Source organism: Streptomyces sp. NPDC050315 (assembly GCF_040655775.1).
Lineage (GTDB): Bacteria > Actinomycetota > Actinomycetes > Streptomycetales > Streptomycetaceae > Streptomyces.
The window spans coordinates 153,236-177,164 of the sequence record NZ_JBFAKN010000002.1; the positions used below are offsets into that span (position 1 = coordinate 153,236).

General features: G+C 71.5%; 16 protein-coding genes. 5 read left to right on the plus strand and 11 right to left on the minus strand.

The annotated features are described in order from the left end of the window. Positions 1 to 25: 25 nt before the first annotated feature. Both AB0I82_RS07750 and AB0I82_RS07755 read right to left on the minus strand, forming a co-directional pair. Positions 26 to 1,294, minus strand: coding sequence for an SWIM zinc finger family protein (locus AB0I82_RS07750; protein ID WP_363256243.1), 1,269 nt, complete (start codon positions 1,292 to 1,294; stop codon positions 26 to 28). A 968-nt stretch (positions 1,295 to 2,262) separates the two neighbouring features. Beyond that, on the minus strand, positions 2,263 to 5,229 hold the full coding sequence (locus AB0I82_RS07755) for a DEAD/DEAH box helicase (RefSeq protein ID WP_363256244.1): 2,967 nt from the start codon (positions 5,227 to 5,229) through the stop codon (positions 2,263 to 2,265). Positions 5,230 to 5,760: 531 nt separating this feature from the next. On the opposite strand from AB0I82_RS07755, the gene AB0I82_RS07760 reads away from it, so the two are divergent. Further along, entirely contained in the window at positions 5,761 to 7,305 is a 1,545-nt protein-coding gene (locus AB0I82_RS07760) for a UvrD-helicase domain-containing protein (protein WP_363256893.1), read from the plus strand. A 266-nt stretch (positions 7,306 to 7,571) separates the two neighbouring features. Beyond that, positions 7,572 to 7,958, plus strand: coding sequence for a DUF6343 family protein (locus tag AB0I82_RS07765; RefSeq protein ID WP_363256894.1), 387 nt, complete (start codon positions 7,572 to 7,574; stop codon positions 7,956 to 7,958). A 190-nt stretch (positions 7,959 to 8,148) separates the two neighbouring features. Here the strand turns inward: AB0I82_RS07765 and AB0I82_RS07770 are convergent, their stop codons facing one another. The 5 genes from AB0I82_RS07770 to rpsA all read right to left on the minus strand — a co-directional run bounded on the left by AB0I82_RS07770 (position 8,149) and on the right by rpsA (position 12,729). Further along, complete coding sequence (locus AB0I82_RS07770; RefSeq protein WP_363256245.1) at positions 8,149 to 8,532, minus strand: tetratricopeptide repeat protein; 384 nt, start codon at positions 8,530 to 8,532, stop codon at positions 8,149 to 8,151. A 286-nt stretch (positions 8,533 to 8,818) separates the two neighbouring features. Then, entirely contained in the window at positions 8,819 to 9,190 is a 372-nt protein-coding gene (locus AB0I82_RS07775) for a cupin domain-containing protein (RefSeq protein WP_363256246.1), read from the minus strand. Positions 9,191 to 9,212: 22 nt separating this feature from the next. After that, entirely contained in the window at positions 9,213 to 9,803 is a 591-nt protein-coding gene (gene coaE, locus AB0I82_RS07780; protein ID WP_363256247.1) for a dephospho-CoA kinase, read from the minus strand. Between the two features lie 156 nt (positions 9,804 to 9,959). Next, a complete protein-coding gene (locus tag AB0I82_RS07785; protein ID WP_363256248.1) occupies positions 9,960 to 10,913 on the minus strand; it encodes a PAC2 family protein in 954 nt (317 codons plus the stop codon). 304 nt (positions 10,914 to 11,217) lie between these two features. Further along, on the minus strand, positions 11,218 to 12,729 hold the full coding sequence (gene rpsA, locus AB0I82_RS07790) for a 30S ribosomal protein S1 (RefSeq protein ID WP_363256249.1): 1,512 nt from the start codon (positions 12,727 to 12,729) through the stop codon (positions 11,218 to 11,220). A 420-nt stretch (positions 12,730 to 13,149) separates the two neighbouring features. Here rpsA and AB0I82_RS07795 point away from each other — a divergent pair, with 420 nt between their 5' ends. Both AB0I82_RS07795 and hrpB read left to right on the plus strand, forming a co-directional pair. Continuing rightward, on the plus strand, positions 13,150 to 14,040 hold the full coding sequence (locus AB0I82_RS07795) for a class I SAM-dependent methyltransferase (protein ID WP_363256250.1): 891 nt from the start codon (positions 13,150 to 13,152) through the stop codon (positions 14,038 to 14,040). A gap of 97 nt (positions 14,041 to 14,137) precedes the next feature. Beyond that, positions 14,138 to 16,711, plus strand: a complete 2,574-nt coding sequence (gene hrpB / locus AB0I82_RS07800) for an ATP-dependent helicase HrpB (RefSeq protein WP_363256251.1) — start codon at positions 14,138 to 14,140, stop codon at positions 16,709 to 16,711. A gap of 37 nt (positions 16,712 to 16,748) precedes the next feature. On the opposite strand, the gene AB0I82_RS07805 is transcribed toward hrpB, so the two are convergent. The 3 genes from AB0I82_RS07805 to AB0I82_RS07815 all read right to left on the minus strand — a co-directional run bounded on the left by AB0I82_RS07805 (position 16,749) and on the right by AB0I82_RS07815 (position 19,855). Further along, the gene (locus AB0I82_RS07805; protein ID WP_363256252.1) at positions 16,749 to 17,714 is read right to left on the minus strand and encodes a DUF3068 domain-containing protein; all 966 of its coding nucleotides are present in this window, start codon (positions 17,712 to 17,714) and stop codon (positions 16,749 to 16,751) included. Positions 17,715 to 17,727: 13 nt separating this feature from the next. Continuing rightward, positions 17,728 to 17,862: an SPW_0924 family protein gene (locus tag AB0I82_RS07810; RefSeq protein ID WP_106975605.1), complete on the minus strand. Its 135-nt coding sequence runs from the start codon at positions 17,860 to 17,862 to the stop codon at positions 17,728 to 17,730. Between the two features lie 193 nt (positions 17,863 to 18,055). Further along, positions 18,056 to 19,855, minus strand: coding sequence for a lytic murein transglycosylase (locus AB0I82_RS07815; protein WP_363256253.1), 1,800 nt, complete (start codon positions 19,853 to 19,855; stop codon positions 18,056 to 18,058). A gap of 206 nt (positions 19,856 to 20,061) precedes the next feature. On the opposite strand from AB0I82_RS07815, the gene AB0I82_RS07820 reads away from it, so the two are divergent. Further along, positions 20,062 to 20,919, plus strand: coding sequence for a DUF4184 family protein (locus AB0I82_RS07820; protein WP_363256254.1), 858 nt, complete (start codon positions 20,062 to 20,064; stop codon positions 20,917 to 20,919). A 44-nt stretch (positions 20,920 to 20,963) separates the two neighbouring features. On the opposite strand, the gene polA is transcribed toward AB0I82_RS07820, so the two are convergent. After that, the gene (polA, locus tag AB0I82_RS07825) at positions 20,964 to 23,702 is read right to left on the minus strand and encodes a DNA polymerase I (protein ID WP_363256255.1); all 2,739 of its coding nucleotides are present in this window, start codon (positions 23,700 to 23,702) and stop codon (positions 20,964 to 20,966) included. Positions 23,703 to 23,929 lie beyond the last annotated feature (227 nt).

The following is a 23,929-nucleotide window of genomic DNA, read 5'->3' on the forward strand; positions in this document are numbered from 1 at the left end:
TTCGTCGGGGCGTCTGCTGAGTCGGCTACTCCGTCGCGAGCAGCGGGGTGAGGGCGCCCACGGGGTCGGCGTCGGCGCGTCCGGTGGGCCACCAGTCCTCCGTCCCGGGGTCGGATTCGTACGGATACCAGCGGCCGTCGCGGCCGAAGCGCAGCTGTATGCCGCGGTCGGCGTCCGTGAGGTGGTTGTGCCGGGGCCGCAACGAGGGGAGGTCGGCGGCCGACAGGGCACTGCGGGCGCGGTCGAAGTCACCGGCCGGCGGGTCCCACGTCGCCTCCAGAAGGCGCAGACCTTCCGGCCCGCCCTGCCGCCAGGCGGCCACGGCCCGCGCGACGTCGCTCACCGGACGGTCAGTGGCCTCGGCGACGCCGCGGTAGATCTCCCTCGTGCTGGCGGTCAGCCCCGAGGTGGGGTGCGCCCCGGCAACCAGCCGGATCGCGTCCTCCCAGAGGGTACGGGCGGGGAACGGCGAGGCGGCCTCGGTGGACGCTTCGCCGGGTGGGACGGGCACTGCCTGGGCGTCGGCCAGGCAGGCGCGGGCCCGGGCGGCGGCATCGGCGGCCAGCAGTTCGATGGCGGCCGGGTCGATGGCCGGGTCGTCGGCCGTCGGCAGCACGAGGGGCCGCCCGGGATGGGCCGGTACGGGCAGCGGTGGGGGCAGCGGCGGACGGTCCCGTACTTGAAGGGCTGCGCGGGCCGGTACTCCGGGGAGCGTCGCGCGGGCCGCCCGTTCGGAGTGGGCACTGTGGGTGGCGTTCCGGCGCGAGAGGTCGTCGAGCAGCTCCCGCTCGCCGCGTCCGCGCATGAGGAGCAGCACGAACGGGTCGGCGTCCAGCAGCCGGGCGGCCTGGAAACAGAGCGCCGCGGCATGCTTGCACGGATGCCCGCGGTCGGGACACGAACAGCGCGGTACAAGATCGCCGGGGCCCGGCAGCAGCCGCACGCCCACCTCGTCCTGCCGCTCGGCCAGGGCCCGCGGCAGCGTCCTGCCCAACAGGGACGCCAGGTGGGCGGGCCGGGCGGCGACACCGTCGAGGAACGCTTCCCACGCCTCGTCCGTGAAGGGCCGCAACCGGAGCTCGGCCCGGTACGGATACGGTCGGCTGCCCGTCACCGGAGCGGAGATACGGCCCGGGGCCACGGTGATCCGGCCGACGTGCCCGCCGCTCGCGTAGTCCCGGCCGCGTGCGAGCCGCGCCGTGTCGAGCGCCGTGCTCTCCAGCGCATCGAGCCATGCTCGCCCCCACCAGGTCTCGGCGAACTCCTGACCGTCCCCGCCACCGGCCGCCCCCACGGGGAACACCCGAGCCCGCCCCGCCCCATGGCTCGGCGTCTCGGCTCCGTCGCCCTGCGCGGACGCAGTCGCAGTCGCAGTCGCAGCCACAGCCGGCGCCGAAGCCTCCGAAGCCGCATCGCGTTTCCTGTTTGCGGGCTTCCTGTCTGCGGGCTTCTCGTCTTCCCGTGCCTCAGCGCCGCGGGCCTCACCACCGAGGACCTCACCGTCGCGGGCCTGCTTCTGCCCCGCGCGTGACACCGCTTGGCGAGCCCGCTCCGCAGCCGCGCTCCGGCGCACAGCCCCCTGCCCCGCGCCCTCGTTGACCGCCCCCGCGCCCTCGGCCACCACCGGGGACGCCTGCGTCGGAGATGCCTGCCCCTGCGGCGCCCGCTTCTGGACCGGCTGCTTTTGGGAGGCCCGCACCCGGGCACGCCTCGCTTCTCCGGCCGCCTGCTTCAACGCCTGCCGGGCCCGCTCCGCTCCCTGGCTCCGGCCTTCCGCTCCGTCACTGTCCGCGCCCGCCGAGGGGCCGTTGGCTGCCGCGTCAGCCGACGGTGGAGTCGGCTGCGGGGCCGGCTGCGGAGCGGGCTGTCGGGGCTCTTCCGGCTCACGAACGGCGCGCCCGGGCCCCTGCCCCGTACGCCGCACAGCCTGCCGCGCACGTTCGGCTGCCTCACTTCGCCGCCCGGAGCCGGGCCCGGCCCCGGATTCCTCGGCTTCGGCGACCCGCTGCACGCCGTCACGCGCGCCCGCCTCCCCGTCCGCACCGCGCCCGGCCCCGTCCCCCGGCGCATCCTCGGCATCCCGGTCGCGGGCCGCCTCCGCGGCGGCCTCACGCGCCCGCGCAATGGCCCGACCGCGCTCCAACTCCCGGCGGACCCGCTCCAGTCCCTCGCCCGCGGCCGCCCCCCGCTGCTTCTCGTCACCCAGGCCGTACTGGTCGTTCTGCTCACTCGGGTCGCGCCCATCGTGCTGCTCATGGCTGCTCATGCCGACCTCCTCAGCGTGACGAGGTCGGAGAGCTCCGCGTCCGTGAGTTCGGTCAGGGCCGCCTCGCCACCGGTGAGCACCGCCTCGGCCAAAGAACGCTTGGCGGCGAGCAGTTCGGCGATCCGGTCCTCCACGGTCCCCTCCGTGACCAGTCGGTGCACCTGGACAGGCTGCGTCTGCCCGATCCGGTAGGCCCGGTCGGTCGCCTGCTCCTCCACGGCCGGATTCCACCAGCGGTCGTAATGGATCACATGGCCGGCGCGGGTGAGGTTCAGCCCCGTACCCGCCGCCTTCAACGACAGGAGAAACACCGGAACTTCGCCCGCCTGGAAACGATCGACCATCGCCTCCCGCTGCGCGACCGGTGTCCCGCCGTGCAGCAGCTGAGTGGGCACACCGCGGGCCCTGAGATGCTCCTCGAGAAGGCGCGCCATCTCCACGTACTGCGTGAAGACCAGCGCCGCGCCGTCCTCCGCGAGGATCGTGTCCAGCAGTTCGTCGAGCAGTTCGAGCTTCCCAGAGCGCGCGGTGAGGCCGGGCGCGGCCTCCTTCAGGTACTGCGCCGGGTGGTTGCAGATCTGTTTGAGCACGGTGAGCAGCTTCATCACCAGACCGCGCCGCGCCATGCCGTCAGCCGCCTCGATCCGGGTGAGCGTCTCGCGGACAGCCGCTTCGTACAGCGCCACCTGTTCGCGGCCGAGCGGCACCGGGTGGTCGGTCTCCGTCTTCGGGGGCAGCTCGGGCGCGATACCGGGGTCGGACTTCTTCCGCCGCAGGATGAACGGCCGTACGAGCCGGGCGAGGCGTTCCGCGGCGCCCGGCACCTCACCGCCTTCGATGTCGCGGGCGTGCAGGGCCCGGAAGGCCTTGAGCGGCCCGAGCAGTCCGGGTGTCGTCCAGTCGAGCAGGGCCCACAGCTCGGAGAGGTTGTTCTCCACGGGTGTACCGGTGAGGGCGACCCGCGCGGGCGCCTTGATCGTGCGCAGCGCCTTGGCCGTGGTGGACTGCGGATTCTTCACATGCTGCGCCTCGTCGGCGACGACCAGCCCCCATGCACACTCGGCCAGCCTCTTGGCGCTGCTGCGCATCGTGCCGTACGTGGTGAGGACGAAGCCGCCCTTCAGGTCCTCCAGACTGCGGCCGGTGCCATGGAAGCGCCGCACGGGGACGCCGGGGGCGAACCGCTCGATCTCCCGCTGCCAGTTCCCGAGCAGCGAGGCCGGGCAGACCACGAGGGTGGGGTCGGGGTGGTCGCGGTGGAGGTGCAGCGCGATGGTGGTGACGGTCTTGCCCAGGCCCATGTCGTCGGCGAGGCAGCCGCCGAGCCCGAGTGCGGTCATGCGGTCCAGCCAGGCCAGGCCGCGGAGCTGATAGTCCCGGAGGGTGGCGTGGAGGCCGGCGGGCTTCTCCAGCGGCACGGCGTCAGTGGTGAGCCGTGTACGGAGGTGGGCGAGCTCTCCGAGCGGTACGACGTCGACGCGCTCCCCGTCGACCTCGGTCTCACCGGCCAGCGTCACGGCGAGCGCCTCTGTGGGATCGAGGTATCCCAGCTCCCTCTTGCGGGCCTTGCGTACGAGGGCGGGGTCCACGAGCACCCACTGGTCCCGCAGCCGCACGAGGGGACGGTGCGCCTCTGCCAGTACATTCATCTCCGCGTCGCTCAACGGGGAGCCGCCGAGCGCCATCTGCCATTCGAAGCGCAGCAGCCGCTCGGCATCGAAGAAGCCGAACCCGTCCGCCGCAGAACCGGGCGCGGGCCGCACAACAGCGGTGGTGGTCAGCCCCCGGGCCAGCTCCTTGGGCCAGTGAACGGCGACCCCCGCTGCCTTTAGGCGCGGCGCGGCATCACCCAGCAGCTCGTAGAGCTCTTCTTCGTCGAGCGGCAGGACATCGGGGACGGGGCGGTCCAGCAGCCGGCCGAGCGGCGCCCAGACGCGGGCCGCCCTGCGCAGCGCGAGCAGCGCGTCCACCTGCGCGCGCGGCCCGAAGCCGTCGGGCGCCTCCCCTTCCCACAGTTCCCGCGCGTCCGCGACCAGCGTCGGGTCGGTGAGATGGCTGACCTGCAGAACCGCCGCCGCGGCCCCGGCCCTGCCACTCGCCCCGTAATCGCCTGCGTCGCCATCCCCGGCCCCCTCTGCTGCCTCCCCCTCCGAGTCCTCCTCCGCCGAGATGTCGAACAGCTCGTGTGCCGACAGGTCCAGCCGCAGCGAGATCCGTACACCGCTGTCCACACCCGCCGCGACCTCCGCCGCCCAGTCCCGCGCGCCGGGCAACCGCTGCGCAACGGCCGCGGCGAACGGGGCGCCCGCCACATGCACCGCGGCCGGCGTGCGCGGCAGGACATCGACGACGGCATCGACGAAGGCGCGCACCAGGGCGTTCGGCGCATGCAGTTGGAGGGGCTTGCTGCCGGGCACCGGTACGGCATGGGCCTCGGCGGGCATGGCGGCGGCGATCGCCCGCAGCTGCGCGGCATCCTCGGCATCCAGCGGCCCGGCGCGCCAGGCGTCCACGTCATCGGCGGTGAGGCCCGGGAGCATACGGCCGCGCGCCACCAGGTGGAGCGCCTGCAAGGCGGCCGCGCCCCAGCAGGCGGTGGCCGGATGAGCCGTCGGATCATGGCGCGCGCGGACGAGGACCGGCAGGGCTTCGGCAACGCTCAGTTCGAGCGCAGGAACCGTACGACTGCGGACGGAATTCCCGTGCCGCCGCACGACCCTCAGCTCCGTGGCTTCCGCCGCTCCCGGGGGCTCGGGAAGCGGCTCACCCTCCGGACTCCAGAAAGCGATCTTCCCGGCACGCGGCAGCTCGGCCGGCAGAAACACCGCCGCATACCGGATCACACCCTGCGACGCCGAGGCCGGGCCGACACGACCGTCGAGGAACGGCCCGGACGGCGCGGCGCCGCTCGACCGGGCCTGCCCGGTCGCCTCCCGCGCGCTCATCTCCCGCCGTCTCGCCATGCCGTTCCGTTCGTGTCGTACTCCGACTCGTGAGTCTACGGTCGCCTCCATCAGCTCCCCCTCCCGTCCAGGCACGCGACTGCTGCCGCGGAGCCGCGACCCTGCGTGAAAACCATGGAAGCAGACGGCACTGACAATCCCGCCGGAACGATCACCAAGCCAGTTATCCACAGGCAAAACCGCTGGTCAGAAATTTCTTGCCCACCGAGCCCAACGATCCGCTACCGTTCAACCGTCAGTTACTCACCGTGACTGCGGGTGTGTGCTGAGCAAGCCGCCGAGCCGTCCCCCGCCTCACCGAATCCGAATCCGAATCCGAATGCCCGTAGCCAAGACATGCCACAGGAGCCCCCAATGACCACCGACCAGCCCTCCTCACTCATCACCACGCCGGCAACATCCCCATCCCCCGCCGCGCACAGGCGCGCTCCCCACACACCACGCACCCGAAGCCGCCCACCCGACACGCACCACCGCGACGGCCCGGACGGACCTACGCTTCGTGCTCCGCACTCCCCCACCTCTGAGCAGCTGGCCGCCGCCGACGCCTTCCACGCGGGCGACCACCTCGTGCTCCAGGCCGGCGCGGGCACAGGCAAGACGACGACCTTGGCGATACTGGCCCGCAGCACACGCCGACCCGGCCGCTACCTCGCGTTCAACAAGGCCATCGCGCAGGATGCCGCCCGGCGATTCCCCGCACACGTCACGTGCAGTACAGCCCATTCCCTGGCGTACGCGGCCGTGGGCCATCGGTTCCAGCGACGGATGAACGCACCGCGCCAGGCAGGCTGGCGGACCGGCTCCGCCCTGGGCATCGACACCGACTACCGGCTCCGAATCGGTACGCGAACGCTGAGCAGCAAGGCCCTCTCATACACAGTCCTGCGCACCGTCACCGAATTCTGCCGCTCCGCCGACCCAGTACTGATCCCTGCCCATGTGCCTCGCCTGCGCGGCGCCGAATCCGACCCGTTGCACAGCCAGCTGGCGCACGCCGTCCTCCCGTACGCCCGCAAGGCATGGGCCGATCTTCAGGACCCCGACCGTGGCGCCGTCCGCTTCGAACACGATCACTACCTCAAGATGTGGGCACTGAGCGCACCTGTCATCCAGACCGATTTCCTGCTTCTCGACGAAGCCCAGGACACCAATCCCGTGGTCGAGCAGGTCTTCAGCGCCCAGCGTGCGCACGCTCAACTGGTGCTCGTCGGTGACTCGGCGCAGGCGATCTACGGCTGGCGGGGCGCACGCGACGTGATGACCGGCTTCCGCGGCACGCAGCTCACGCTCTCCCAGTCGTTCCGATTCGGGCCCGCACTCGCAGCAGCGGCGAATCGCTGGCTGGCCATCGTCGACGCTCCCGTCCGGCTCATCGGCTCGCCACTCCTCGATACCGAGCTGGGACCTGTTTCCCGTCCCGATGCCGTGCTCTGCCGGTCCAATGCGGGCGCGATGGCGGAAGTCATGAGGCTGCTGTCGGACGGGCGCAGAGTCGGCCTGGCAGGTGGCGGCGACTCCCTGACAGCGCTGGCCCGGGCCGCGTACGAACTCCAGCGCGGCAACCGGACCACCCACCCCGAACTGACGCTCTTCGAATCCTGGGAGGAGCTGCGGGAGTACGCCACCGCAGACCCGTCCGGACGAGACCTCCTGCCGCTCGTCGAACTCCTCGACGAACACAGCGCGGAGAGCGTCCTCCGCGCACTGGGATGCCTTTCGAGCGAGGACAGGGCCGAAATCACGGTTTCGACCGCCCATCGAGCGAAGGGCCGCGAGTGGTCGAGCGTACGCATCGCAGCCGACTTCACGGAGCCGGACGAACTGGAGGACATCGGCGAGGACGGAGAACCGCTTCCGGGCCCGGTCGACCTCGATGAGGCACGGCTGGCGTATGTGGCGATCACCAGGGCAAGGAAGCGACTCGATCTGGGCGGACTGTCCTGGATCAACAGCCACCCGGCCGGCGATGCACTCATGCACCCTCACGCACCACGGAAGGTAACGACACAACCACCGGACATCGCATCTCCGCGAGCCGTCCAAAGTTATCCACAGGCCAGCCAAGGGGCGTGACGGACGGACCGAACCGGAGGATCCTTAAGGAAGAGAAAGCCGCTCGGGTAGGAAAGAAACCCAGGTCAGCGCGCAATGGCGTAATGCGTGCGGCGGCCTCGCCGACACCTACGCCGAGCCCCGCACCCCCTCAACATCGAAACGACCGGAGGCGACCAGAAGACAGACACAAAACGGTCAGATGCGAGAGACAGAGAGTGACGGGCGCGGCACCTCGGCGACGACGAGCACCAGACTTCCGAGGCAGGGATACGTGGTGAGTGGTGATGCGTACGGGCAATGAGCCCCTGGAGGCACGGAGTCTGCTGAAGACGCGGCGCGCTCTGGCGCTGTGGGGGCTGATATGGGCGGCGGTGGGCGTGGCCGTCTTCGTGGTGGTCGATCGTCCCGGCTGGGCTGCCGGCTGTGCGGTCGTGGCGGCCCTGGCTGCGACGGACCTTGCGATCGTATGCCGCCATATACGCCAGGGGCCGCACTACCAGCCCGGCAAGAACGTGCCACCGTACGAGCCGGACCGCGGTCGCAATGAGTTCACCGGCGGGGGACGCGGTGGAGCGGGGCCTGGTGTGGGACCCGATGCGGGGCCGGATGTGGGGCCTGACCGGGGGGTAGAGGGGCGCGAGGGGCGTGGGGGGCGCGGGAGGCCTTGGTGAGGGATCCGGTGAACTAAAGACCTCGGCGAGGGACAAACGAAGACAAGAAGTCAGGGGGAGGAGGGGTGGGGGTGGGGGGGCGGGCCCCCGGGGGCGGGACCCGTCCGACGGGAGGCGAGCCCCCTGCGACAGGAGACGGGCCCCATCCGAGAGAGAAAGGCTCCCCACCCTCACTCCCCACTGTCCGCCCTCACTCCCCCGCATCATCCCCCGGCAGCGGGAAACGTGCTGCTTCGATGAAGTCCGGGCGGGGGTCCAGCGCGGCGGCGAGTCGGAAGTGGCGCAGCGCCTCGTCCCGGCGGTTGGCGCGCTCAAGGGTGCGACCCAAGGCGAAGTGGGCGAACGCGTTGTCGGGCTCTCGTTCCAAAACGACCTGGAACTCCAGCTCGGCAGGGCGCAGTTGAGCGGCCAGGAAGAAGGCGCGGGCTCGTAGCAGTCGGGCGGCGGTGTTCTCCGGATGAGCGGCGATGACCGGGTCCAGGAGTTTCACCGCGCCCCGCGGATCGCGCGCGGACAGCAGTTGTTCGGCTGCCCGGAAGTCGATGACATGCGTCTCGGGGGTGCGCTCGGTCACGGCCGTCTCCTCTCCGACACGTACGGACTCACCGCATACCGTTGGGGTACCGGCGGCATGCGTACCGGCGACTCGCCACGAGCAGGTGGGCAGGTGGTTCATCGCCTGCGGGCAGCCCGTATCGCCGACCGCCCGGTCGCTATGTGGGGCACAACAAACCCGGCCGTCACCGCATTCCCTACGCCCGCCACATCATCGGCTGCGCACGCCGTACGCCCACCACCGACGCTCAGCGCCACACAGCGAACTCCCCCAACACACCCCGCAAAAGGCCGAAGCCCACCCCCTACAAACTCACGTGATAAGCCTTCCGCAGCGTCTCGTGCACCGTCCACCGAGTCCGGTCCCCCTCGCGCAGGAAGCACGCATCACCGGGCCCCACCTCGAGGACCGAACCGCCCTCGACCTCGATGGTGGCGCGGCCGGAGACCACCACGAACAGTTCGTTGGCCTCGATGTCGGTCACGACGCCCGGTGTGATCTGCCAGATGCCGCGGACCTGCTTGCCGTCCGGGGATTCCCAGAGCACCTTGCCGGTGACGACCGGATCGCCGGAGACGATCTGGTCCGGGTCGAGCGCTTCGGGCTCCAGTTCGGCGTCCGGTATGCCGGGGACATTGACGACGAACGAGGCGGGGGCAAGATCGGAAGCAGTCATGGCGTGAGGCTACCGCTCGGTCTCAGCGGGCCCGCAGCCGCTCCCAGATCTCCCGCACCTGCGGCTCCAGGGCTTCCAGCGGACCGTCGTTGTCGATGACGAGGTCAGCGATCGCGAGCCGCTGTTCCCGGGTGGCCTGGGCGCTCATGCGGGCCTTCGCCTCGTCCTCGGTCATACCGCGCAGCGCGACAAGCCGCCGCAGCTGGGTTTCCGGGGCGGCGTCGACCACGACGACCGTGTCGTACAGGGGCGCGAGGCCGTTCTCGGTCAGCAGGGGTACGTCGTGGACGACCACCGCGTCCTGGCCGGCCGCGGCCTCCAGTTCGGCGGAGCGGGCACCGACGAGGGGGTGCACGATGGCGTTCAGCGCCTTGAGCCTGTCGGGGTCGGCGAAGACGAGGGCGCCCAGTTTGGGCCGGTCCAGGGTGCCGTCCGGCGTCAGTACGTCCGTACCGAACGCCTCGACGACGGCGGCGAGACCGGGCGTGCCCGGTTCGACGACCTCCCGCGCGATCTTGTCCGCGTCCACGATCACCGCGCCGTACGACGCGAGCAGCCGCGACACCTCGCTCTTGCCTGCGCCGATGCCGCCTGTAAGCCCCACCTTCACCATGGGGCCCACGCTATACGGCACCCCGACTCCCGCCCAGAGCCGGACCCGCTCCGTCCCGCTCCGAGCCGGCGTGCGCTGGCCGGCTCCCCCTCTCGAGCCCCCACCCCGCCAAGCGCCTCCACCCCGTCAAACGCCCCTCCCCCTCCCAAGGTTCCCTCAGATGCCCCCGTCGCCCATGTCCCGTTCCCGGTCGGCCAGGAAGGCTTCCAGTTCGCGGCCGATTTCCTCGGCGGACGGGAGTTCGGCGGGCTCAGCCACAAGGTTGCCGCGGGTTTCGGCGCCGGCCGCCGCGTCGTACTGGTGCTCAAGCCCGCTGACCAGCGCGACCAGTTCCTCGTCGCCCTCCGAGAGCTGCCGTTCGATCTCCTCCTGAGTACGCAGCGCTTCGGTGCGCAGGGTGTGCGCGGCACTCGGCAGGACCAGGCCCGTTGCCGCGGTGACCGTCTCCAGCGCGGTGAGCGCGGCGTCCGGGTAGGCGGAGCGCGCGACGTAGTGCGGTACGTGGGCGGCGACGCCCAGCACATCGTGTCCGGCCTCCGCGAGGCGGTACTCGATCAGCGCTTCGACGCTGCCGGGAACCTGCGCCTGCTCGAAGAGGTCGCGGTGGCCCGGGGTCAGGTCGGTGCGGTTGCCGTGCGGGGTGATCCCTACGGGGCGGGTGTGCGGGACGCCCATCGGGATGCCGTGGAAGCTGACCGAGAGGCGTACGTTCAGCCGCTCGACGGTCTCTCGTACAGCCGCCGTGAAGCGTTCCCATTCCACGTCCGGTTCGGGACCGGAGAGCAGCAGGAAGGGCGCGCCCGTGGCGTCGTGGACGAGGCGCAGCTCGATGCTGGGCGTCTCGTACGAGGACCACTGGCCGCGGTCGAAGGTGAGCATCGGGCGGCGGGCCCGGTAGTCGACCAGCCGGTCGTGGTCGAAGCGGGCGACGACCTGGTGTGGCAGCCCCTCCAGGAGGGACTCGACAATCTGGTCACCGGCTTCGCCGGCGTCGATGTAGCCGTCGAAGTGGTACAGGAGCACCAGCCCGGCGGAGTCGCGGGAGGCTATCGCGTCGACCGCCGCGAGCCCGCTCGGCTCCCATTCGTACAAATCCTGGGGATCCAACACAGTGACCGCTCCTCTTCGATGTCCGTCCCGCACAACGCGCCGCGGGGCTCGGGCATTCCCGGTCCTTACGTCATCACCCGCTCGTGCGGCGCCGTCACCACTTTTCGCGCCGGGGAGCGTTGGCGTTGCTCTTCGTGAACGGCTCGACGGACACGCCCGGTTCGCGGCAGTACTGAAGGCCGCCCCACCGGGTCACCCGCACCGCCGGCCAGAAGGCCGAACAGAAGACCAAACACCACGAAGGCCCGCCCCCAAAGGGAGCGGGCCTTCGTGTCGCTATCGGCTAGCGCCTAGCGGTGAGCGTTCAGCTCTGGCCGCCGGCCAGCTTCTCGCGGAGCGCGGCAAGGGCCTCGTCCGACGCCAGGGCGCCGGAGTTGTCCGCCGACTCCGAGGAGTACGAGCCGCCGGAGACGTTGCCGCCGCCGCCCTGGCCACCGGCCGCCGGCGCCGCAGCGCCCTCGGCCGCAGCCTGCTCGTCGGCCTCGCGCGACTTGATGACCTGGGCCTGGTGCTGCTCGAAGCGCTGCTGCGCCTCGGCGTACTGGTTCTCCCACGCCTCGCGCTGCGCCTCGTAGCCCTCGAGCCAGTCGTTGGTCTCGGGGTCGAAGCCCTCGGGGTAGATGTAGTTGCCCTGGTCGTCGTAGGACGCGGCCATGCCGTACAGGGTCGGGTCGAACTCGACCGCCGACGGGTCGGCACCGAAGGACTCGTTGGCCTGCTTCAGCGAGAGGCTGATGCGGCGGCGCTCGAGGTCGATGTCGATGACCTTGACGAAGATCTCGTCGTTGACCTGGACGACCTGCTCCGGGATCTCCACGTGGCGCTCGGCCAGCTCGGAGATGTGGACCAGGCCCTCGATGCCCTCGTCGACGCGGACGAACGCACCGAACGGAACGAGCTTGGTGACCTTACCCGGGACGACCTGACCGATCTGGTGGGTCCGGGCGAACTGCTGCCACGGGTCTTCCTGGGTCGCCTTGAGCGACAGGGACACGCGCTCGCGGTCCATGTCGACGTCCAGGACCTCGACCGTGACCTCCTGGCCGACCTCGACGACCTCGGAGGGGTGGTCGATGTGCTTCCAGGACAGCTCGGAGACGTGGACCAGACCGTCGACGCCACCCAGGTCCACGAAGGCACCGAAGTTGACGATCGAGGAGACGACGCCGGAGCGCACCTGACCCTTCTGGAGGGTGGTGAGGAAGGTCTGGCGGACCTCGCTCTGGGTCTGCTCGAGCCAGGCACGGCGGGACAGGACCACGTTGTTGCGGTTCTTGTCCAGCTCGATGATCTTGGCCTCGAGCTCCTTGCCCACGTAGGGCTGAAGGTCGCGGACGCGGCGCATCTCGACCAGGGAGGCGGGGAGGAAGCCGCGGAGGCCGATGTCGAGGATGAGACCACCCTTGACGACCTCGATGACGGTACCGGTGACGATCCCGTCCTCTTCCTTGATCTTCTCGATGGTGCCCCAGGCGCGCTCGTACTGGGCACGCTTCTTCGAGAGGATCAGGCGGCCTTCCTTGTCCTCCTTCTGGAGAACCAGGGCCTCGATCTCGTCACCGACGGCGACGACCTCGTTCGGGTCGACGTCGTGCTTGATGGAGAGCTCGCGGCTGGGGATGACGCCTTCGGTCTTGTAACCGATGTCGAGCAGGACCTCGTCCCGGTCGACCTTCACGATGACGCCGTCGACGATGTCGCCGTCGTTGAAGTACTTGATCGTCTCGTCGATCGCGGCGAGGAAGGCTTCCTCGTTACCGATGTCGTTGACCGCAACCTGCGGGGTGGTGGCGGTGGTCTCGGTGCTGCTCGTCATGTGGGAAAGGGCTCCGGTACGGACATTGAAGTCGTAGGTACTGCTACGCCGAGAGCCTTTATCGCTTCTGCAGAAGTCGACAGCAATGAGGCGCGCTTCCGAATTTCCGAAAAATCCGGTCAGCGCCTCGAAACCGAGGGGACATGCAACAGATGCAAGCGCGACCTGCTCCGTCTGAGGTGCGCAGGCCCGCAGCGCAACTTGTAGCATACGGGGGCAGCCGGACACGGTCAATGCGCGAAGGCCCACACCGCGGGCGGATCGCCGCATAACCGGCACACGCCGGGCGTGAGAAGACTCGCTCGGCCTTGTCGTCGCAGGCCACGGGGGCCCGACGAAGATCCTCACAGGACTGCGACCAGCCGGCCCCGTGAACCTCAGAAACTACAAGCTTTAACGAACAATACGACGACGGGCGCGATGAACCAACACGACGACTCCGCAGTCACGGGCTCCGCGGCCACGGCGACCGGCCCCGCGGCCTGGGACGACGCCGAGGCCGTACGGCGCACCACCGGGGAGGCGGAGAGCAGCCGGGCCAGCCGCGGCTGGTGGGACCGCAACGCCGACGAGTACCAGAGCGAGCACGGTGCGTTCCTGGGGGACGACCGCTTCGTATGGGGGCCGGAGGGGCTGGATGAGGCAGAAGCGGGCCTTCTGGGGCCGGCCACCGAGCTCAAGGGCCTGCGCGTCCTGGAGATCGGTGCGGGCGCGGCGCAGTGTTCGCGCTGGCTGGCCGCTCAGGGGGCGCACCCGGTGGCGCTGGACCTCTCGCACCGGCAGCTGCAGCACGCCCTCCGGATCGGCGGGGACCTGCCGGAGCACGGTACGGAGGCGCCGGGTGTGGCTCTCGTACAGGCCGACGCCGGGGTGCTTCCGTTTGCGGACGGCAGTTTCGATCTCGCGTGCTCGGCGTACGGGGCGGTGCCGTTCGTGGCCGATCCGGTGCGGGTCTTCCGCGAGGTGCACCGGGTGCTGCGGCCGGGCGGCCGGTGGGTCTTCTCGGTGACGCACCCGATCCGCTGGGCCTTCCCGGACGAGCCGGGCCCCGAGGGGCTGTCCGTCGCGGCGTCCTACTTCGACCGCGTGCCCTACGTGGAGCAGGACGCGCAGGGCAACGCGGTGTACGTGGAGCACCACCGCACGCTGGGTGACAGGGTGCGTGACGTGGTGGCCGCGGGCTTCCGCCTGGAGGACCTGGTGGAGCCGGAGTGGCCGGCGTGGAACACCCAGGAGTGGGGTGGCTGGTCGCCCCTTCGGGGCGGGCTGATCCCGGGTACGGCCATCTTCGTGTGCCGGCGGGACCCGTAGGCGCGCGGCCGTCCTTGCAGGCCGTCGCAGAGCTCTCCCCGATGCGCGGCGTCACAGCGCCTCCGGTGGGTCGTCGGCCCCGCGAGACACTGGGCGGGTGATCCGCCGCGATGAACTCGATGCTCTGCCCGTACGGTCCGCGCTGCCCGCTCTTCAGGAGGCGCTGGAGGGTGCCGGGACCGCTGTCCTGTGCGCGCCTCCGGGGACCGGCAAGACGACTCTCGTACCGCTGGCGCTGGCGGGTCTTACGGAGGACGGTGCGCCTGTACGCAAGGTGATCGTCGCGGAGCCGCGGCGGATCGCGGCGCGTGCTGCGGCGCGGCGGATGGCGTGGTTGCTCGGGGAGCGCGTGGGCGAGCGCGTGGGGTTCACCGTGCGCGGGGAGCGCGCGGTGGGGGCGCGCACTGTCGTGGAGGTGGTGACGACGGGCGTCCTGCTCCAGCGGCTCCAGCGTGATCAGGAACTCCCGGGCGTGGACATCGTTGTACTGGATGAATGCCACGAGCGGCATCTCGACGCGGACACGGCGGCGGCGTTCCTGCTGGACGTGCGGGAAGCGTTGCGGCCGGAGCTGCGGCTGGTGGCGGCGTCGGCGACCACGGACGCGGAGGGCTGGTCGCGGCTGATGGGGGACGCGCCGGTGGTGGCGGCGCAGGGGGTGTCGCATCCGGTGGAGACGGTGTGGGCGCCGCCGGAGCGGCCGGTGCGTCCGGCGCACGGCATGCGGGTGGATCCGGCGCTGCTGACGCATGTGGCGTCGGTGGTGCGGCGGGCGGTGCGTGAGCGGGAGGGGGATGTGCTGTGTTTCCTGCCGGGCGTGGGCGAGATCGCGCGGGTGGCGGGGCAGCTGGCGGATCAGGGTTCTGCCGGGGTCGAGGTGCTGCAGGTGCACGGCCGGGCGCCGGCGGCCGTGCAGGACGCGGTGCTGGCCGGTTCGGGTGACCGGCGGCGGATCGTGCTGGCCACGTCGGTGGCGGAGTCGAGCCTGACGGTGCCCGGGGTGCGCGTGGTGGTCGACTGCGGGCTGGCGCGCGAGCCGCGGATGGATCACGCGCGGGGGCTGAGCGCGCTGACGACGGTACGGGCGTCCCGAGCGGCGGCGCGGCAGCGGGCCGGCCGCGCGGGGCGCGAGGCGCCCGGTGTGGTCTATCGCTGCTGGTCGGAGGGGGAGGACGGGCGGCTGCCGCGCTTCCCGTCCCCGGAGATCAAGGTCGCGGACCTGACGGCGTTCGCGTTGCAGGCCGCGTGCTGGGGCGATCCGGGCGCCGCGGGACTTGCGCTGCTGGACGCGCCGCCGGCCGGGGCGATGGCGGCGGCGCGGGACGTCCTGACCGCGGTGGGCGCGGTGGACGCGGCCGGGCGGGCGACGGAGCGCGGCGTACGAATGGCCCGGCTCGGCCTGCATCCGCGGCTGGCGCGGGCGCTGCTGGACGGCGCGGCGCAGGTCGGGGCGCGGCGGGCTGCCGAGGTCGTCGCGCTGCTGAGCGAGGAGCCGCCGCGCGAGTACGGCGACGATCTCGCCGACGCCTGGCGCACGGCCCGCCGCGGACGGGACGCGTACGCCGCCCGGTGGCGGCAGGAGGCCCGCCGACTGGCCTCCGCGCTGTCCGGTGCGTCGGGCACCGAGGGCGCCCCGGAGGGCGGCGTACAGGCACCCGGCACGGCCGCCACGGTGGCCCGCGAGGAGAGCGATGACGCCGTGGCCGGGGTCGTGGCGGCGCTGGCGTTCCCCGAGCGGGTGGCCCGTCGGCGCGGCGAGGGTGCGTACGTGATGGCCTCGGGGACGGGTGCCGAGGTCGGGGAAGGGTCGCGGCTGCGGAGCGCGGAGTGGCTGGCGGTGGCGGTCGCGGACCGGCCCGTGACGGCGGCGTCCGCGCGGGTGCGGCTCGCTGCCGTGATCGACGAGGAGACCGCGCGGGCGGCCGCGGGGGCGCTGTTCGCCGAGGCCGAGGAGGTCGGCTGGGCGGACGGGGACGTGGTCGCGCGGAGCGTGGCGCGGCTCGGCGCGATCGAGCTGGTGTCGCGGCCGCTGCGGGACGCGGATCCGGCGCTCGTACGGGAGGCGCTGGTGGACGGGCTGCGCAGCGAAGGGCTCGGGCTGCTGCGCTGGTCGGAGGGGGCGCGCTCGCTCCGGGAGCGCATGGCGTTCCTGCACCGGGAGCTGGGCGCGCCGTGGGCGGATGTCGCGGACGAGGCGTTGCTGGCGCGCCGGGACGAGTGGCTGGAGCCGGAGCTGGGGCGGGCGCGGCGGCGCGCCGATCTGGCGCGGATCGACGCGGGCCAGGCGCTGTCGCGGCTGCTGCCGTGGGCGAGCGGCGATTCGGCGCGCTTCGACGAGCTGGCTCCGGAGCGCATCGAGGTGCCCAGCGGTTCGCGGGTCCGGGTGGAGTACGGCGGCGATCAGCCGGTGCTGGCGGTGAAGCTGCAGGAGATGTTCGGGCTGCGGGAGTCGCCGCGGGTGGCGGGCGGCCGGGTGCCGGTACTGGTTCATCTGCTGTCGCCCGCGGGGCGCCCGGCGGCCGTCACCGCCGACCTCGCCTCCTTCTGGCGCGACGGCTACCGCTCCGTGCGGGCGGAGCTGCGCGGCCGCTATCCGAAGCACCCGTGGCCCGAGGACCCGGCGACGGCCGAGCCGACGCGTCATACGAAGGCCCGGATGCAACGGCGCTGACGGCGCACGACCGGGCTGACAGCAGCGCCACGGGAGCTCAGGCGGTCATGGCGCGCCCTCCCGGGCGCCGCCCGCGCGCCTCCAGGTACAGGCTCATGGCCAGGAGCGCGGCGCCCGTGGTGAGCAGGCCCCAGGGCAGGTAGCTGGTGAGCAGCAGGACGAGGGTGCGCTGGGAGGAGACCAGGTCCACGGTGGCGGCCAGGTAGTCGGGGCGCATCTTCACGTGCCCGGCGAACGCGGTGACCTTGCCGCCGCCGGGCAGCAGGTCGCCGCCGCGCAGTTCCTCCTTGTGGATCTCCTCGCCGTTGATGGGCGCGCCGGTGACGGGCTCCACCCAGAACATCCGCTTGGTGGTGTACCAGCGGGTGGTGCCCATCTTCTCGACGGATTCCGGGGTGACGCCCTTGACCGGCATCTTCTTGGGGAGCGGGACCTTGGTCCAGGGGATGGTCTGTTCGAAGTAGTAGACGTCGAGGCCCTGGAAGCGGCGGGTGCCCTTGTAGTGGATGGGCGCCGAGGTGCGGGTCTGGGCGTCGAAGTAGTTGTAGTCGCGTTTCTCGGTGAGGAAGGGCCACTTGTACTCGATGCCGTCGCGGCGCACCGGCTCGCCGTCGACCGCCTCGCCCTTCGCGTGCACCGGTTCCTGGGTGTGCGCGTCGAAGATGTAGCGCTCGGGGATCTCGGAGACCATCTTGCCGTCGGGGCCGGCCACGTAGGAGAGCGCATCCCAGACGACGACGTCGCGGTCGACGGTGCGTTCGACCTTTTCGGAGGCTTCGACGTTGCCCTTCAGCGTCTGCACGATGCTGATCTTCGGGACCTTCTCGGCCTTCATGGTGCCGTAGTCGATGAGGGTGGCGGGCTTGGCTTCCAGGACCATCTCCTGGTACTGGCTCGGCGGGATCTTGGCGAGCCGGGGGAAGGCGTACCACCGCATCAGGGGGGCCAGGGCGGTGCAGAAGACGGCGAGGGCGAGCAGAACGAGGCTGGCCTTACGGCGCATGACGGCAGCCTCCTCAGGGGTGCTCGGGGACGGTGGTCCGCAGGGGCTCGGGGGACGTCCGCCCTTCGGGGGCGCCGATGGCCGTCATGGTGAAGACCAGGGCGAGGGCAGCGGCCAGCCCGATCGCGGCTGCTGTGAGGGCACGCATGCTGGGCCTCCCGTTCGACTGCGGGCTCCCTCGCCATAACTGACGGCGCGTCAGCACGGCGAGGCTGGGGCACCGTAGCAACGGGCGGCGCAGATGAGAACACGTTGCACCGAGGAGCAGGCGAGGACCGGCATGCGGAGCAGGGGCGCGACGCCTGCGCGTCACGCCCCTGCACCGCGTATCAGCGCGGGCGTCAGCCCACCTTGAGGTCCACCAGGAGCACCGCTCCGCCGGCCGTGGTGAGCCGCAGCTTGTATGTGCCGGAGTGGCTGTCGGTGAAGATCTGAGGCAGCTTCAGCAGGCCGTCGGCGTCGGTCTTCAGGCCGGTGAGCGTGCGTATCGGCGCGCCGTCGGCGTCCTTGAAGTACGGGCCTTCGGTGTTCTGCTCAGCCTTCGCGGGGTCGGCGGCGTCCCCGGCGATCATCGTGGCGGTGACGGCCACGCCGGCGGCGGCCTTGCCCTGGTAGGTCGCCTTCACCTCGATGGGATCGGCGTAGGAGGCGCCCTCCGCGGCTTCCATCTTCTGGTCGGAGGTGCGGGCCAGGGCGTCGGCCTGCCGGGCCTTGACGGTGGCGGTGAAGTCGGTGGCCGGCACGGCACGCCCCACTGCCGTCGCACGGACGGTGTACGTCCCGGCCTTCTCCCCCGCGACCAGCGCCGGGGCGGTGGCGAGGCCGTCCTTGTCCGTGGCCACGGTGACCTTGGCGGCGCCGCCCTCGAAGCGGGTGTCGCCGTCGCCGCGTATCTCGTACTGGACCTTCACGCCGGAGACCGTGCGGTCCTCGGTGTTCTTCGCGCGCACCTGGAGCCGGTCGGCGAACTTCTCGCCGGCGGTGGCGCTCCTGTCCTTGTCGCCTATGCGCTCCAGAGAGGCGAGGGGCGCGGGCTGGGAGGGCGAAGGCGTCGGCGTGGGCGACTCGTTGGAGCCGCCCGGGGTCGTGCCGGGCGACGAGCCGTCCTCGGAGTCCGAGCCGCCTCCGGAACTCGAACCGTCGCCGGGCGCGGGGCTCGGCTCGGGCTTCGTCCCGCCATCGGTGCCGGTGCCGTCCTTCCCCGAGGCGCCGTCAGCGTCCTTTCCGGAGTCGGCGTCCTTCCCGGAGCCGCCCTGGTCCTTGCCGCCCTTCGATGCGCCCCCGGAGCCGGCCTTGTGCGCACCGCCGCCTCCGGTGCCGGCACCGCCGCTGCGCGGTCCGGTCGGCAGGATGCCGGTGCCGTCGGGCACTTCGTGCGTGCCCTTGCGGTAGTACTCGTACCAGGACAGCACCGTGCGCAGGTATTCCTCGGAGTGGTTGTAGCCGAGGATCGCGCGGTTCATGTCCGCCTGGACCGACAGGTCGCGGTCGGCCGCGCACAGGTAGCGGCCGGCCGACAGGGCCGCGTCGTAGATGTTGTTGGGGTCGCTCGCGCCGTCGCCGTTGGCGTCCGTGCCCCACCTCGCCCAGGTGGAGGGGATGAACTGCATGGGGCCGACGGCGCGGTCGTGGGTGGTGTCATTGTCGAAGCGGCCGCGGTCGGTATCGATGATCCGGGCGAAGCCGTTGCCGTTGAGCTGGGGGCCGAGGATGGGCTGCAGCGTCGTGCCGTTCTCGTCCACGGCGCCGCCGCGGGCCTGTCCGGACTCGACCTTGCCGATCGCGGCGAGCAGCTCCCAGGGGAGGTTGCAGCCCGGATGGGACCGGGCGAGGGACGCCTCGGCCTCCTTGTACGCGGCGAGCACGGTCGCCGGTATGCCGGCCTCCGCGGGTCCGTTGGCCAGGGGTCCGTCCCCGCCCTGCCCCTTGCCGGGCGGCTGCGGGCTGACGAGCGGGGGCAGGTCGGTGTAGTACGAGGAGTCGCCGTCGATGGGGGTGCCGCCCCGAGGGGCTTCGCGGGAACTCCCGGCGGCGTCCGCGGCGTCGGGCGCCTGAGAGGCGGTCAGCGCGGCGAGCGCCAGCGCCACCACCACACTGGAGGCCGCTCCTTTGCGGAGCCGTCGGCCGAACTTGGCTGCCATGTCCCCTGTTCCCCCTCCGCGTTGACCCACCGCGCTGGATGCACGGTGCCGCGCTCCCGGCGCTGCAACGCACGCGACACTACGACAACTCCCCGCGCGCAGCTACCGTTCCCGGCTCGCCATCACTGTCTGCTCACATCCGGCATACTGCCTCGAATCGATCACTCGATCACGTCCAACGGTCGAGTCCGGTCAGGAGAGGGATCATGCCGTTCACACTCAGCCATGCCGCGGCGGTGCTGCCTGCCGTACGCCGCAACGGTACGGCGCGCGGGCCGCTGCTGGTGTCCGCGCTCGTCGCAGGGTCCTTCGCGCCGGATCTGACGTACTACGCGGACACGGTCGTGCCGGGTGCGATGGCCTACGGGGAATTCACGCACGCGCCGGCCGGTGTTCTCACCGTGGACACGCTGTGCGCGGCCCTGTTGGTCGGAGGCTGGCTGCTGCTGCGCGATCCGCTGCTCGCACTACTGCCGTCGAGGTGGCAAGGCAGGGTGGGGGCGCTGGTCCGTGGTTCGGGGCGGCAGGGGCTCTCCCGTGGGCGGTTCGCGCTGCGCTTCTGGTACTCCGCGGTGCTCGGCGCGCTCACACACGTCGCGTGGGACGCGTTCACCCACCCCGGGCGCTGGGGTGTCCGGCTGTTGCCCGTACTGCAGGAGCCGGTCGCCGGGTGGCCGGTGTACACGTACGTGCAGTACGGCACCTCGGCGGTCGCGCTCGTGGCCCTCGGGTGGTTCGTAGGCTCGGCGCTCCATCGGGCGCCGACGGGCGGCGCCCCCGAAGGGCTGCCCGCGCTCGGCAATCGGGGGCGGCTGCTGTGCTGCGCGCTGCTGACGCTGTCCGTACTGCTGGGCGCCGGGCACCGGGTGCTGCGAGCGCACGCGGTGTACGGCGGGGCGGCGACGTGGTTCGACTACGTACCGACGGCGCTCTTCGGGGCCGGCGCCGGGCTGGGCATGGCGCTTCCGGTGTGGGCGGCGGCGGTCCGCCTGAACGACTGCAGACGCCGCCGTGGACGGGGCGCTGCCGCCCCGGCGGAAAAGGCAGCGGCCGGGGGCCGATAAGGGCAGCTGCGTCCCTCACCGGCCCCCGGCCACCTCTGCACGGGTCAGTGCGCGGCGGACTCCCAGTCCCCGCCCGAGCCGACGGAGACGTCCAGCGGGGCGCGCAGCTCGACGGCACCGGCCATCTCGCGCCGTACCAGCTCCTCGACCTGCTTCTGCTCGCCGGGCGCCACCTCGACCACGATTTCGTCGTGGACCTGGAGCAGCATCCGGGAGGTGAGCCCGGCGGCGGTCAGCGCCTCGTCGACGCGCAGCATCGCGATCTTGACGATGTCCGCCGCGGTGCCCTGGATCGGGGCGTTCAGCGCCATCCGCTCGGCCATCTCGCGACGCTGGCGGTTGTCGCTGTTGAGGTCGGGCAGATAGCGGCGGCGGCCGAGCATGGTCTCGGTGTAGCCCGTGGCGCGGGCCCGGTCGACGACGTCCTGGAGGTAGTCCCGCACGCCACCGAAGCGCTCGAAGAAGTTGTCCATGAGCTTGCGGGCCTCGTCCGGCATGATGCCCAGCTGCTGGGACAGGCCGAACGCGGAGAGGCCGTACGCCAGCCCGTACGACATCGCCTTGATCTTGCGGCGCATCTCGGGGTCGACCTCGGTCTTGGGCACCGAGAAGACGTGCGAGGCCACCGTGGTGTGCAGGTCCTCACCGGAGGTGAACGCCTCGATGAGGCCCTCGTCCTCGGAGAGGTGCGCCATCACGCGCAGCTCGATCTGGCTGTAGTCCGCGGTCAGCAGCGTCTGATAGCCCTCGCCGACCACGAAGCCGCGGCGGATGGCGCGGCCCTCGTCCGTGCGGACGGGGATGTTCTGCAGGTTGGGGTCCGTGGAGGAGAGCCGGCCGGTCGCGGCCACCGTCTGGTTGAAGGTGGTGTGGATGCGGCCGTCCGCGGCGATGGTCTTGATCAGGCCCTCGACCGTCGTGCGCAGCTTGGCCTGCTCACGGTGGCGCAGCATGATCACGGGCAGTTCGTTGTCGGTCTGCGCCGCGAGCCAGGCGAGGGCGTCCGCGTCCGTGGTGAAGCCGGTCTTGGTCTTCTTGGTCTTGGGCAGGCCCAGCTCGTTGAAGAGGACTTCCTGGAGCTGCTTGGGCGAGCCGAGGTTGAACTCGTGTCCCGCGGCGGCGTGCGCCTCGGTGACGGCCTGCTGGACGGCGGCCGCGAACTGCTGCTCGATGCGCTCCAGCCAGCCGCGGTCGGCGGCGATGCCGGAGCGCTCCATACGGGCCAGCAGCACGCTGGTGGGCAGCTCGATGTCGCGCAGCAGGTCGGCGGCGCCGACCTCCTCCAGGCGCGTCTCGAAGGCGGCCCCGAGGTCGAGGACCGTACGCGCCTTGGCCATCAGGGCCTCGGCCTCGGCCTGCTCGTCGGCACCGAAGGCCAGCTGTCCGTCACCGGCCGCCGCGGGGGCCAGGTCACGGCCGAGGTACTCCACGGAGAGCGCGTCCAGCGCGAAGGAGCGCCGGCCGGGCTTGACCAGGTATGCAGCGAGGGCGGTGTCCATGGTGACGCCGTCGATCTCCCAGCCGTGCTCGGGGAAGATCCGCATCAGGCCCTTGGCGTTGTGCATCACCTTCGGGCGCTCGGGGTCCGCGATCCAGGCGGCGAACGCCTGGTCGTCGGCCTCGTCCAGCTGCGTCGGGTCGAACCAGACGGCGGGGCCGGCGGCGGTGGCCAGGGCGACCTCGGCGACCGAGCCGCTGCCCAGCTTCCAGGAATCGACCGTGGCGACACCGAGAAGGGCGCTGCCGTGCTCGGCGAGCCAGGGGGCGAGCTGCCCGGCGCCCGCGACGAGGCCGTCGATCTCGACGCCCGGCACGGGCTCGGTGGTGTCCGCGGCGTCCTCGGCTCCGGGGTCGACGGCCAGCAGGCGGTCGCGCAGGCCCTGGTTGCGGATCTCCAGCGCCTCCAGGAACACCGTGAGGGTCTTCCGGTCGTACCCCTCGCGCACCAGCTCGGCGGGGCCGCAGGGCAGCTCCACGTCGCGGACCATCTCGGTCAGCCGGCGGTTGAGCTTCACGGCCTCCAGATGATCACGGAAGTTCTGCCCGGCCTTGCCCTTGACCTCCTCGGCGCGCTCGCAGAGCTCCTGGAACGAACCGAACTGGTTGATCCACTTCGCGGCGGTCTTCTCGCCGACACCGGGGATGCCCGGCAGGTTGTCCGACGGGTCGCCGCGCAGCGCGGCGTAGTCCGGGTACTGCGCGGGGGTCAGGCCGTACTTCTCGAACACCTTCTCCGGGGTGAAGCGGGTCAGCTCCGAGACGCCCTTGGTGGGGTAGAGCACCGTGACGTGGTCGCTGACCAGCTGGAAGGCGTCCCGGTCACCCGTGACGATGGACACCTCGAAGCCCTGCTCGGTGGCCTGCGTGGCGAGCGTGGCGATGATGTCGTCCGCCTCGAAGCCGTCCGTGGCGAACCGCTTCACGTGCATCGCGTCCAGCAGCTCGCCGATCAGCTCCACCTGCCCCTTGAACTCGTCCGGGGTCTTGGAGCGATTGGCCTTGTAGTCGGGGAACTCCTCCGAGCGCCAGGTCTTGCGCGAGACGTCGAAGGCCACCGCGAAGTGGGTGGGCGCCTCGTCGCGCAGGGTGTTCGCCAGCATCGAGGCGAAGCCGTACACGGCATTCGTCGGTTGCCCCGTGGCGGTGGTGAAATTCTCCGCGGGCAGGGCGAAGAACGCCCGGTACGCCATGGAGTGCCCGTCCATCAGGAGCAGCCGGGGACGCCCTCCCTCCGCCGTCTCGCTGCCGGTCGTTTCGCTCTTCTTCGCTGCCTTTGCTGCCACGCCCCCGATCCTGCCACGCCCCACTGACAATCCCTGCCGCGACGGTCGCCCCGGCCGTTCCGGCGGGCACCTGTGGACAACGTCGTCACCCTCACCATTACGTCCTGTGGACGACCGGCCGACGGTCGGTGGCGCGTGGCAGGATCGATCACAGGCGGAAGGAACGCATGGAGACTTGTTCCATGCACAATCCGGATGCCTGAATGGTGATATACGGAACGGCTGCT